This is a genomic window from Arthrobacter rhombi (genome assembly GCF_900163545.1).
Classification (GTDB): Bacteria; Actinomycetota; Actinomycetes; order Actinomycetales; family Micrococcaceae; genus Arthrobacter_H; species Arthrobacter_H rhombi_A.
On record NZ_FUHW01000013.1, the window covers coordinates 43577 to 55703 of the forward strand.

Annotated in this window: 11 protein-coding genes and 1 tRNA gene; 7 read left to right on the forward strand and 5 right to left on the reverse strand. The window is 64.4% G+C overall.

Features of this window, described 5'->3' with window-relative positions; genetic code table 11:
* Nucleotides 1-17 precede the first annotated feature (17 nt).
* Both FM101_RS02700 and FM101_RS02705 read left to right on the forward strand, forming a co-directional pair.
* Complete coding sequence (locus tag FM101_RS02700; protein ID WP_086995077.1) at nucleotides 18-458, forward strand: RrF2 family transcriptional regulator; 441 nt, start codon at nucleotides 18-20, stop codon at nucleotides 456-458.
* 88 nt (nucleotides 459-546) lie between these two features.
* Nucleotides 547-1728 (forward strand): globin domain-containing protein, encoded by a 1182-nt coding sequence (locus tag FM101_RS02705; RefSeq protein WP_086995081.1) that lies wholly within the window; start codon nucleotides 547-549, stop codon nucleotides 1726-1728.
* A gap of 151 nt (nucleotides 1729-1879) precedes the next feature.
* On the opposite strand, the gene FM101_RS02710 is transcribed toward FM101_RS02705, so the two are convergent.
* The 3 genes from FM101_RS02710 to FM101_RS02720 form a co-directional block, all read right to left on the reverse strand.
* Entirely contained in the window at nucleotides 1880-2737 is an 858-nt protein-coding gene (locus FM101_RS02710) for an alpha/beta fold hydrolase (RefSeq protein WP_198962462.1), read from the reverse strand.
* A complete protein-coding gene (locus tag FM101_RS02715) occupies nucleotides 2734-3261 on the reverse strand; it encodes a PadR family transcriptional regulator (protein WP_086995084.1) in 528 nt (175 codons plus the stop codon). Before FM101_RS02715 ends, FM101_RS02710 begins: the two co-directional genes overlap by 4 nt.
* 174 nt (nucleotides 3262-3435) lie before the next feature.
* A complete protein-coding gene (locus FM101_RS02720; protein ID WP_086995123.1) occupies nucleotides 3436-5280 on the reverse strand; it encodes a phosphoenolpyruvate carboxykinase (GTP) in 1845 nt (614 codons plus the stop codon).
* A gap of 283 nt (nucleotides 5281-5563) precedes the next feature.
* Between FM101_RS02720 and FM101_RS02725 the strand changes: the two genes are divergently transcribed.
* The 4 genes from FM101_RS02725 to FM101_RS02740 all read left to right on the forward strand — a co-directional run bounded on the left by FM101_RS02725 (nucleotide 5564) and on the right by FM101_RS02740 (nucleotide 9283).
* Nucleotides 5564-5640 (forward strand) — tRNA-Arg (locus tag FM101_RS02725).
* Nucleotides 5641-5748: 108 nt separating this feature from the next.
* Entirely contained in the window at nucleotides 5749-6396 is a 648-nt protein-coding gene (locus tag FM101_RS02730; protein WP_086995087.1) for a hypothetical protein, read from the forward strand.
* The gene (locus FM101_RS02735; RefSeq protein ID WP_086995089.1) at nucleotides 6393-8648 is read left to right on the forward strand and encodes a YhgE/Pip domain-containing protein; all 2256 of its coding nucleotides are present in this window, start codon (nucleotides 6393-6395) and stop codon (nucleotides 8646-8648) included. Before FM101_RS02730 ends, FM101_RS02735 begins: the two co-directional genes overlap by 4 nt.
* Entirely contained in the window at nucleotides 8645-9283 is a 639-nt protein-coding gene (locus FM101_RS02740; protein WP_086995092.1) for a TetR/AcrR family transcriptional regulator, read from the forward strand. Before FM101_RS02735 ends, FM101_RS02740 begins: the two co-directional genes overlap by 4 nt.
* A 10-nt stretch (nucleotides 9284-9293) precedes the next feature.
* On the opposite strand, the gene FM101_RS02745 is transcribed toward FM101_RS02740, so the two are convergent.
* Nucleotides 9294-9818 (reverse strand): SixA phosphatase family protein, encoded by a 525-nt coding sequence (locus FM101_RS02745; RefSeq protein ID WP_086995095.1) that lies wholly within the window; start codon nucleotides 9816-9818, stop codon nucleotides 9294-9296.
* Between the two features lie 83 nt (nucleotides 9819-9901).
* The gene (locus tag FM101_RS02750) at nucleotides 9902-10714 is read right to left on the reverse strand and encodes a winged helix-turn-helix domain-containing protein (protein ID WP_086995097.1); all 813 of its coding nucleotides are present in this window, start codon (nucleotides 10712-10714) and stop codon (nucleotides 9902-9904) included.
* Nucleotides 10715-11315: 601 nt separating this feature from the next.
* Here FM101_RS02750 and FM101_RS02755 point away from each other — a divergent pair.
* Entirely contained in the window at nucleotides 11316-12056 is a 741-nt protein-coding gene (locus tag FM101_RS02755) for a response regulator transcription factor (protein ID WP_086995100.1), read from the forward strand.
* Nucleotides 12057-12127 lie beyond the last annotated feature (71 nt).

Below are 12127 nucleotides of genomic sequence, written 5' to 3' on the forward strand. Positions count from 1 at the left end.
GGCCGGGCGGCGATGTCATGAGAATCAACGCCTTCTCGGATGTCTGCCTGCGACTGCTGATGTTGCTGGCCTCCCGGCCCGACACCCTGCTGAAAACCCGGGACATCGCCGAGGCGATCGATATCCCCTATAACCAGGTGTCCAAGGCCGTGCACCGGCTCGGCCAGCTGGGTCACCTGGACGTGAAGCGTGGCCGTACCGGTGGCGTGCAGATCAACCCCTCGGGTTTATCGCTGGGCGCCGGCACGCTGCTGCGCAGCCTCGAGGGGCAGGGCGACCTCGCCGAATGCACCACCGCCGACGGCGCGGACGCCTGCCCGCTGATTGCCGGCTGCCGCCTCCGTACGGCGCTGGGCCGGGCCCAGGAGGCCTTCTACCAGGAGCTGGACCGTTGGCCGATCCGCGATCTTGCCACGTCTCCCGCGCTCCGCACCCTCCCGTTCCCTACTTTTCCGTAACCGATTTGCCCATGTTTTCTACAAGGTGTAGAAATGACTCATAATACTTGCGGATCAGACGCAAGTAATTCGACCTCGAGGAGATCCGATGCTCTCAGAAACGTCCCGCCCCGTCGTCCAGGCGACACTTCCCGTGATTGGCGAACGGATCGGTGAGATCACCAAGAAGTTCTACGCCGGGATGTTTGCGGCACGTCCTGAACTCCTGGACGGCATGTTCAGCCGCGCCAACCAGAAGAACGGAGCCCAGCAGCAGGCCCTGGCCGGCAGCATCGCCGCCTTCGCCTCGCATCTGGTCGAACACCCCGATTCGCTGCCCGAATCGGTCTTATCCCGGATCGCCCATAAGCACACCTCCTTGGGTATCCAGCCTGACCAATACCAAATCGTCTTCGACTACCTCTTCGCGGCCATCGCCGAGGATTTGGGCGACGCGGCCACCGACGAGGTCGTCGCCGCCTGGTCCGAGGTGTATTGGCTGATGGCCGACGCCCTGGTCAAGATCGAGAAGGGCCTCTATGCCGAACAGGCCAATGACCGGATCTACTCCCCGTGGAAGCTGACCTCCAAGCAGTCCTCCGGCCTGGATTGCATGACGTTCCGTTTCGAGCCGGCCGACGATACTGCCGTCACGGTGGCCAAGCCCGGCCAGTTCGTGAGCATCCGCGTGCCGCTGGCCGATGGTCTGCGCCAGTGCCGCCAGTACTCCCTGTCGGATAACGTTGAATCCACCACCGAGCGGGTGCTGACCACCAAGCTCGACGAAGGCGGGGAGGTTTCCCCCTTCATGCACCGCAACCTCGAGGTCGGCGACGTCGTGGAACTGTCCAACCCCTACGGTGACATCACCCTGGACATGGACGGTGGCCCCATCGTCATTGCCACCGCGGGTATTGGTTGCACCCCGAGTGCTTCGGCCCTGCAGTCCCTGGTCTCCACGGGATCGGACCGTCAGGTGCTGGTCCTGCACGCCGAGGCCGTGGAGTCCAACTGGGCGCTGAAGGACCAGATGCTCGCCGCCGTGGAGCAGTTGCCCAATGTCGAGATGCGTCTCTGGCTCGAAGACACCACCGGAACCACCGAGAGCCTGCAGGCCGCCGAGGGGTTCATGAATCTCTCGGGCATCGAACTACCCGAGGATGCCCGGATGTATCTCTGTGGCCCGCTGCCCTTCATGCGTGCGGTGCGCAGCCAGGCGATCGCCGCGGGCGTGGCACCCACCAACATCCACTACGAGGTCTTCGGCCCCGACCTGTGGCTCGCCGCCTAGGCCCGAGCCCGCTGCCCCGGAAGGGGCAGCACACCGGAGCGGCCCGCGAACTGGATGAGCCAGATCGCGGGCCGCTCCGTGACGTTTACACGCTGAGGGACCCGCAGGAGCTTCCACGGTAGCCACAGCCGTCGTCCTGTCCCGCGGGGGCTCAGACCTCATGTTGTAGCCCCGGGACCCTTTCGAGGCGCGGGTGGACCTCACCGCGTTCGATCCATGCGCGGACCATGGCGTTGAAGAACAGCGGATCCTCGACGCTCCATTGATGGTGCAGTCCCGGAGCCAGGCGGAAGACCGTATCCTCGCGGATGGCGGCCACATCGGCGAACCCCTTGCGCACCAGGGCCGGTTCCCGGGCCCCGGCCACCATCATCAGACGTTCGGTGTACTCCCCCAGACCGTCGGGCAGACCGCCTGCCTGGACCTCCTCGAGCATGGCCTTCATGTTCTCCGGGCGGAGGGTCAGCCCATGTTCGGAGTAGAGCCTGCGCGAATTCGCGGGAATCCCGAAGGCACCCGCCTGGACCTTCCAGAACCATTCGGCATCCCCGAAACGCAGCTGTGCCGCCGTGGAAAGTCGCGTCCCGGCCCCCACCGGGCGGATCCCTGCCCCGGTGAACAGTGCGCTGGCAAAGAGTTCAGGATGCCGGGCCAGCACCCGCAAGCCCACCACACCACCCAGGGATTGGCCGACCAGATGGACCCTGCCGTCCTCGACCTCTTCGGCGATGAAGGCCGCGACATCGTCGGCAGCACTATCGAGCCCGGACCAGTCCTCCTCGGCCCGGGCTCCGAAACCCGGTAGATGCGGGGTGAAAATCTGATACGCCGGGAACGCTTTGACCTGCGGATCCCACATCCAGTTCGCCACGTTGCCGCCATGGAGGAAGACCAGCGTCTGGGCCGGTTTACCGTCCATCCGCGGGCGCAACGGCCGGTGGATCTCCGGATAGCCGGCCGGGTCGGGGCGCTCTGCGGCAGCGGGCCGCGCCGTGGGGCGCTCGTTCATGGCAGATTCCCTTCGACGGAGTCGAGCCAGGACAGTTCGGCACCGATATGGGCAATGCCGTGATCCAGCGTGGCGGCCATCAGGTAGCCGCGTCGATCGGTCAGCGCCGCCTCATCCAATTCTGCGCGCAGTGCCCGATACGACAGGTGCAGGTCTTCGGCTTCGATACGGCGTGCCGCGAGCAGTTCCACGACCTCGTGGCGTTCGAGTTCCCCGGAGAAGAAGATTCGTCCCAGGAAGGGCTCGCGGGCCGGCTGGCGGTCCAACGTTCCGGTCAGCCAGTCCTGCAACGCCGCCCGACCGGCCTCGGTGATGTGGTGTTCCTGGCGTGCTGGATAGTTTTCCTGTGGCACGGTCTGCACCGTGGCCAGCCCGTCGGCGACCAACTGGGCCAGGGTCCGGTAGATCTGCGCCTTATCGGCATTCCAGAAGTGGTTGATGCTCGAGTCGAAGTGTTTCTTCAGGTCGTAGCCGGTCATCGGCGACAGGCTCAGGAGCCCGAGAATCAAACGTGCGAGGATCATGTCTCCATCATGCCAGCCTGCTAGGTGAACTATCGCCTATTGGCCCAGCGTGTACCCTCAACTCCAACTGAAGGCCGTCAGCAGATACATGGGGCGGGGAGCCGGCCCGCAGACCATCAGAGAGGGTCCGCGGGCCGGCTCCCCGCCCGTCGTGTTCTTCGCTGCCTGGACCGGTTAGGCTCCCAGACGCTGCTTCAATCCGGCCAGCTCATCCTGCAGGGACTGCGGCAGGGACGGCCCGAACTTGGCGTACCATTCCTCGATATCGGCCAGCTCCTGCTTCCATTCCTCGGGGTCGACCGTCACGGCCACCTCGAGGTCTTCGGCGGTGAAAGAATCCAGACCGCTCAGATCCATGGAGTCCCCGGTGGGCACCTTGCCGATCGGGGTGTCTTGGGCATCTGCGATGCCTTCGATGCGTCCAATGATCCACTTCAGCACGCGGGAGTTGTCGCTGAACCCCGGCCAGGCGAATCCGCCCTCGGGGGTGCGGCGGAACCAGTTGACCAGGAAGATCCGCGGCAGGCGGGCCGGATCGGCCTTGGATTCAATGGAGTCCCAGTGGCGCAGGTAGTCACCGGCGTCGTACCCGATGAAGGGCAGCATCGCCATCGGGTCGCGGCGAACCCGGCCCACGGCGCCGGCGGCTGCCGCAGTGGTTTCCGAGGACAGCGTGGAACCCATGAAGATGCCGTTGGTCCATGAGCTGGCCTCGGTCACCAAGGGGATGGTGGTCTTGCGCCGACCACCGAAGAGGATGGCATGGATCTCCACCCCTTCGGGGTTGTAGAACTCCTGGGAGAGCATGTCGAGCTGGTCGATCGGGGTGCAGAACCGTGAGTTCGGGTGCGCCGCCTTCGTCCCGGAGGCAGGAGTCCAGTCGTTGCCGAGCCAGTCGGTCAGGTGTTCGGGGACCTCGTCGGTCATCCCCTCCCACCAGACGCCTCCGTCGTCGGTCAACGCGACGTTGGTGAAGATGGAGTTGCCCTTGGTGATGGCGCGCATGGCGTTGGGGTTGGTGCTCCAGCCGGTACCCGGGGCGACGCCGAAGAGACCGTATTCGGGGTTGACGCCCCGCAGTTCGCCTTCTTTGCCGATGCGCATCCAGTTGATGTCATCGCCCAAGGTCTCGGCGGTCCAGCCTTCGATGGTCGGTTCCAGCAGGGCCAGGTTCGTCTTGCCGCACGCCGAGGGGAAGGCCCCCGCCACGTTGTAGCTTTTGCCCTCGGGACTGGTGAGCTTGAGGATGAGCATATGCTCGGCCAGCCAGCCTTCGTCCCGGCCCATGACCGAGGCGATCCGCAGGGCAAAGCACTTTTTGCCCAGGAGTGCGTTGCCTCCGTATCCGGAGCCGTAGGACCAGATCGCCCGCTCCTCGGGGAAATGGACGATCCATTTCTCGGGGTTGCAGGGCCAGGCGACATCGGTGTCACCGGCTGCGAGCGGGGCGCCGACGGAGTGCACCGCGGGCACGAAGAAGGCGTCGCTGGCTTCCATCTTGGCCAGGACGTCGATGCCGATGCGGGCCATGATCCGCATGGAGGCCACGACATAGGCGGAATCGGTGATCTCCACGCCGAACTGCGGGTGCTCGGCATCGAGCGGGCCCATGACGAAGGGTATGACATACATGGTGCGTCCGCGCATCGATCCGCTGAAGCGTTCGTTCAGGATCGGCTTCATCTGCTGCGGGTCCATCCAGTTATTGGTGAACCCCGAATCCTGCTCCTCTGTCGAGCAGATGAAGGTACGTTCTTCAACTCGGGCCACGTCCTTGGGGTCCGAGAAGGCGGCGAAGGAGTTGGGGAACTTCGCCTCATTTAGTCTCACGAGAGTACCGGCGTCGACCAGCTCGGCGGTGAGGCGGTCGACCTCCTGTTGGCTCCCGTCGACCCAGTGGACACTCTCCGGCTGCGTGAGCTCCACAATGTCGCCGACCCAGGCCAGTAGCTTTGCGTGGGTCGTCGGTGCGGTCTGACGCTCTGCGTCGAGAACCGTTTGATCGGAGCGCTCGCTCATGTCCATTCCCTCCATTGGGCTTGTACTGGTCCCTCGATGCTAGGACGGGGCCGCTAGGCTCTGGAGGTGATGCGGATCGCTTGCCGCCCCGACGGGAGGCCCGGCAGCCGTTCTTCCCCGGATTCGCGGGGTTTCAAACGACCTTACTGTGATTAAGATCACATAGACCGGTCTAGTTGTATTGTGAATCATCCGGGCACCCCCTTCGAGGGAACCTCCGATTTTGCGCCGCCGCCAACTGTCTGTATAGTTATTCGAGGTCAGCGGCGGTGTCGCAGACCGAGCGCCCATAGCTCAGCTGGATAGAGCGTCTGTCTACGGAACAGAAGGTCAGGGGTTCGAATCCCTTTGGGCGCACCACAGAAAAAAGCCTCGCTTCGGCGGGGCTTTTTTGTGCGTACCCCCGATGCGGCGAAAACCACATCATCACTAATTGAACTGACCGGTCAGTTCGATTAGCATGGTGGAGTGCTCATTGCAGACGAACTTTCCATCCAGGGCCGCCACGCGCCGCTCGTGGACTCCACCAGCCTCAAGGTGGCCTCCGGCGAACTGCTCCTGGTCCACGCCGAGCCGCAGACCACCCGGACCGCCTTGGCCCTGGCACTCAGCGCCCGCATGCGTCCCGACGCCGGCACGGTGGCCTGGAATGGCGATCCGGCTCTGGAGGTGGTGCGCAGCATCAGCATGATCGTCGACTCCCCCGAGATCAACGAACCAGAGGCCCATCTGAAGGTCAAGGATCTGGTCTCCGAGGATTTGGCACTGCACCCCGGGCCGTTCTGGCGCCGCAGCAGCATCGAAGCCTGGCTCGAACGCCACCACCTGACCCATCTGGCCGGTGAATTCGTCGATGCCATCGATCCGCTGGATCGCCAGCGGATCCTCACGCATCTGGCCCTGGAAGGGCACGACACCTCCCTGCTGGTCTTCGATACCCCCGATCGGCACGGCATCAACGACGGGGAATGGGTCGCCCATCTGGAACAGACGGCGGAAGGGCGCCGGCAACCGGCGATCATCGCCGTCGTACGCACCGTCCCCACCGAGTGGACCGGCCCGGTGGCAGAAGCCGGCGCAGATAACCTCCCCCACCCCACGGAGTCCCCCGAATGACCACTCTTCGTCTAGCCCTCTCCGAACTCAAGCGCATGACCAGCGGCGTCCTGCCGTGGATGGCAATCATTGCCATGACCCTGGTCCCGCTGCTCTATGGCGCCCTGTACCTGTATGCGAACTGGGACCCTTACTCCCACCTGGACAACGTCAAGGTGGCCTTGGTCAACGAGGACCAGGGCTCCCAGCAAGACGGCAAGGATCTGCACGTCGGAGACGAGGTCGTGGACTCCTTGCTCGAGGATGCAACCTTCGGGTGGAACGTCGTGGATTCCGAGGAAGCGGCCGAAGAAGGCGTGCGGACCGGCGAGTACGCCTTCGCCATGACCATTCCTGCCGACTTCTCCAAGAATCTGGCCTCCCCGGAGGACTTTGACGCCGCGAAGCAGGCCATCTTGGAAATCACCACGAACGACGCCAATAACTACATGGTCGGGACCTTCGCCGATAAGCTCGCCGGGGAGGTCCACAACACGGTCGCCCAGGAAGTCGGCACCGAAACCGCTGACACCCTGCTGACCGGCTTCGGCCGCATCCACTCCCAGATGGCCAAGGCGGCCGACGGGGCCGATGAGCTCCACGATGGCACCGTCAAGCTCGACGACGGAATCGGCACCCTGGCCGACGGGGCCAAAAAGTTGGACTCCGGCGCGAATCAGCTCGACGACGGCGCCCATCAGCTCAAGGGCGGGACCTCCTCCCTCATCGAGGGCCAGCAGAAGCTGGTCACCGGTACCGGGAAACTGGCCAACGGGGCGGGCCAGCTCCAGGGCGGTGCCGACCAGCTGTCTTCGGGGCTGGACACCATGAAATCCAAAACCGCACAACTGCCACAGAAGACCCGCCAACTCGCCGATGGTGCCGCCTCGGCCAATAGTGCGGGGAAGGAACTGGCCGCCGGAGCGGAACAGGTCGCCGACGGCAACGAACAACTCAGCGCCAAGGTCGACAACGCCGCGGACACGATCACCTCCTTGGAAAAGGACGCCCAGTCCCGACTCGACGGCACCGTGGACCAGCTGATTAAGGACAAGGTGATCACCGCGGACGAGGCCGAGAGGGCGCGTGCCTCGGTCAAGAAGTTGGGCGCCGATTCAGGAGTGACCGCGGAGGCCGAGAAGACCCGGAAGGACCTGGCTACCGCCAAGGCCAATATCGACCAGCTCGGCACCGGCTCGCGCCAGGTCGCCGACGGCGCCAAGAAGCTCAGCGGCGGGCTGGGCACCTTGGCCGGGGGCACCGATACCCTCGCGGACTCCTCACAGGCCCTGGCCAACGGGGTCTCCGATGCCGCGGACGGCGCCCAGCAGCTCTCGGCCGCCTCCGGGAAGCTGGCCAGCGGGGCGAACACCCTGCTGGACGGGCAGCAGGACGCTCTGGCCGGTGCCAAGAAACTGGACGGCGGTGCGGCATCCCTCGTCGACGGAACCGGGACGTTGACGGGAGGCACAGCGGATCTGCGCGATGGCGTCGGCGATCTGGGCTCCGGTGCCGACCAACTGGTCGACGGTTCCGGAACCCTCGCCGAGAAGCTCACCGATGGGACGAAGGAGGTCCCCAACCCCACCGATAAACAAAAGAACCAAGTATCACATGTCATCGGCGATCCGGTCTCAGTGGATCGTGCGGATCAGGCCAGTGCGGGAACCTACGGCGAAGGACTCGCCCCCTTCTTCATGACCCTCGCCGTCTGGATCGGAGCTTTCATCCTGGTCCAGATCATGCGCCCGGTCACCCAACGCGCCCTGGCTTCCAATGCGGCGTCCTGGAAGATCGCGATCGGTGGTTGGCTCCCCTTCGTGTTCCTGTCGATGCTGCAGGCGACGGTTCTCTACGGGGTGGTGCTCTTCGGCCTCGGCCTGCAGACGGCCCACCCCTGGCTGACCTGGGGGCTGTTCCTGATGGCCAGCGTCGCGTTCACCGCCATCGTCCAAGGCATCTGCGCCCTGCTGGGCACCCCCGGCAAACTGGTGGTGCTCGTCCTTCTGGTCCTCCAACTGGTTTCCGCCGGCGGCACCTTCCCCTGGGAGACCACTCCCGATCCCCTGCATGTGGCCCATAACCTGCTGCCGATGGGACATGTGATCACCGGGCTGCGTCACCTGATGTACGGGGCCTCGCTCGAGGGGCTTGCCCCGCTGGTGCTGGCCCTGCTGGGTTACGCGGCCATCGGCCTGGCCATGAGCATCCTGGCGGTCCATCGGGGTAAGACGTGGACGCTGAAAACCTTGCACCCGGAACTCTCGGCATGAGCGCCCCCTCCAGCGGACCCCTGCCGGCCGGCCGCGAGGGCGGAGCCACCACACGCCGTCGGGTCCGGGCCACCGATTCCAAACATCGGCTCTTCGAAGCCTCGATGATCCTCATCGGCGACCGGGGACACCACCGGGTCACGGTCGACGAAATTGCCGCCGCGGCGGGGGTGTCCAAGGGGACTGTTTACTATAATTTCGGTTCGAAGGCGCAGCTGATCGGGCAATTGATGCGCTTCGGCGCCGACGTGCTCTTCGAACGCCTGGAGAAGGGAACGGCAGATCCCGACCCGGCGGCAGGTTTCCGGGACATGGTGGCCGCCTCCTTGGAATTCATGGACGAGTACCCCTCCTTCGCCCAGCTGTGGATCAGCGAGCAGTGGCAGTCCCCCAGCGATTGGGCCGAGACCCTCGCCGCCTTGGGTAGTGAAATCATCGGGGTCATCCGGGAGGCACTGGACCGCCTCGACGCGACCGGGAACTACCCGGGCCTCGGAGCCACCGACCGTGCGGCGATGGCCACTGCCGTCTTCGGAGCGGTCCTGATCATCGGTCGTGACCGCCACGTCTTCCACCCCGAACGGAGCATCGCCACCTGCGTGCAGGCCGTGAGCGCCTTTACCGGACTGGGCTGAAGAACGGGCCTCAGCCCCGGGGAACGACGAACCCGCTCACCCGGGCATCCCGGCCATCAAGTTCGGCCCAGGGTTTCTCTGTCTCCAATAGGGTCAGCCCCAACGTCGGGTAACGGGTGGCCAGTTCCATCACGGGCTCTTCCTCGGATTCCACCGAGGCCAACGCCATCGCCACCTCTTGGACCGCGGGCAGATGCCCGATGACCAGGAGTGTTCCCACGGTATCCGGCGTCTCGTTGATCACCGATACCAGTTGCGTGGCCGAGGCTCCGTAGATCCGCGAATCCAGATACGGCGTCGGGCCCTTCTCCCCTAGTTCGCTGGACACCCAGGCACAGGTCGACCGGGCGCGGAGCGCATCCGAGCACATCAGGGAATCCGGGACCCAGCCGTTCTCGACCATCCATGCCCCGGCGAACGGGGCTTCGCGGTTGCCCCGGCTGGCCAGGGGCCGGTCATGGTCCTCGATCCCGAAGGGGAAGTCGGATTTGGCGTGGCGCAGGAGCATCAGGCGTTTCAGGTGGTGCTGGCTCATAGGACCAGTTTAGGTGCCCCGCGGAACAACGACGGCGGCGCCCGTCTGGCAGGCGCCGCCGTCGTCGTGAGATGAAACGGAAATCAGATGCTGTATTCCGGGGCTGCCCAGACGATGACCTCGGGATGCTCATAGAACCGGTAGCCCTGGCCACGGACCGTACGCACCGTATTGGCCAGGCGACCGAGCTTCGAACGCAGTCGGCGGATATGCACGTCGATGGTTCGCTCATTGGGAATCTCCTCGGCATTGCGCCAGAGGTTGCTCAGCAGCTCATCGCGGCCGACGGTGCGCGCACCGTTCTCGACCAGGTAGTTGAGCAGCTCGAATTCCTTGAACGTCAGGTTCAGTGTCTCCCCGTCCAGGTGGACCTCGCGGCGCGACAGGTCGATCAGCACGCCCGAGGGACGCGAGGCTGCCGGCTGATGGCGAATGACCTCACCGCGCGGACGTCGGGCAACCGTCGGGTCCCCCAGTGCCTGACGCACGACGTCGATGCTCTCACCGGGGGCGTTTGCCGGGGCCAAGGCCACGGCGGCATGGGTCTGGGCGTTGGGCGAGAGGGTCTGCAGGAAGGCCCTGACCTGGGTGGCCAGCTTCCCGAGGGAGGTGCCCTGCTCCTGGGCCGTCGCCTCGTCGAGACCGACGTAGAGGACGAAGCCGCGGGCCTCGGTATCGCGATCGACCGACTGCGGTCCGGGGGTTCCGTTTCCGGCAACGACAGGAGTCGGAGCGGTCATCGGAGGGTGGTCCTGCGGGGAAGGAACAGCGTGTAGCTGACGATATCCCTGGGGAGCACCATATTCGCTATGGCCTGCGCCCTGGCGCTGGGCAGCAGCGGCGCGGTTCTGGGCGTTGCGGATGGAGATATGGACGTATCCGGACGTAACGGACATTGGTGGAACCTCTAACTGTGCGAAAAGTCGGTGAACTGTCTGGTGCGGCTGGCCGACGCCAGGGTCGTGGCGTGCGGTTCATCCGTGCTTCGGGTCTTCTGGAGGTGGGAAGAAACTAGGCCGACATTCGACAACAGCTGCGCGCACGTCCGACACCGTGGCCCCAACGGGGGCCGGGGGCCGCAAGTGCTGCTGGATCGATGTTCACGAGACCTAGTCTTGCCGTAATAATTCGAACCCGCAAGTAATATTCATCGCATTTGTCCACATATTGAGACGATTTCAGGAATTTGTGAGGTGATTCACATTATGCAGTTCTCTGAAGTGAGCGTTTTGGATCGCGCGGTCTGGGCATAGGCACGTCGATCGACTGTTCGATCTGATCAACGAACCACTCGAATGATGACCCTAAAACATGGAACGCATATTTATGCGTAACAGTACCGAACCCGGGTCACACGCTTGACTATCCGTCCGCCGGCGGAAGCTGGTGGCATGCGGACAGCCGGCAACTCCGCCGGTACTGTAGGAGTCAGCGCTTCACAGCTCGGTCACAGCGGAATCCCAGCTTGGCCCTATAGGTGCAGAGGAGTATCGATACATGACGAACTCGCAGTTCTCCCCTAACCAGCTTCCGCGGCTGGAACATCCCGATGGCACCCCCATCCGGGCCCTGGTGGTCGATGATGAGCCGTCGTTGGCCGAACTGGTCAGCATGGGGGCTCGCATGCTGGGGTGGGAGGTCAAGGTGGCCGGGGATGGCCCGTCGGCCGTGCAGGAGGCCCGTTCGTTCTCCCCGGATATCCTGGTCTTGGATTGGATGCTTCCCGGTTTCGAAGGCCCTGAGGTCCTGCGAAAAATCCGTGCCTTTCAGCCCGAGGTTCCCGCCCTGTTCCTGACGGCAAAGGATGCGGTGGAAAACAGGATCGAAGGGCTTTCGCTCGGCGGAGACGACTATGTCACCAAGCCGTTCAGCCTCGAGGAGGTGCTGTTGCGACTGCACCGGTTGGTCGAGCGCTCGGGTGCCGCGAAGGCCGATGCGGCGGAGCTGGTCGTCGGGGACCTGAGCATGAACCTGGATATGCGTGAAGTCACCCGCGGCGGAAACGTCGTGAACTTGACCGCCACCGAATTCGACCTGCTGCGCTATCTGATGGAGAACGCCCGCCGGGTGATGTCCAAGAACCAGATCCTGGATAGCGTCTGGCAATACGACTTCGGCGGACAAGCCAATATCGTCGAGCTGTACATCTCCTATCTGCGCAAGAAGATCGACGCCGGGCGCGAGCCCATGATCCACACCGTGCGTGGCGCCGGGTATGTGCTGAAGCCAGCCCCGTGACCCACCCCTCCCCGGGAGCTGGCACTTATACACATCACACGCTGCCGACGAATAGAGAGGTGTAGATCTCG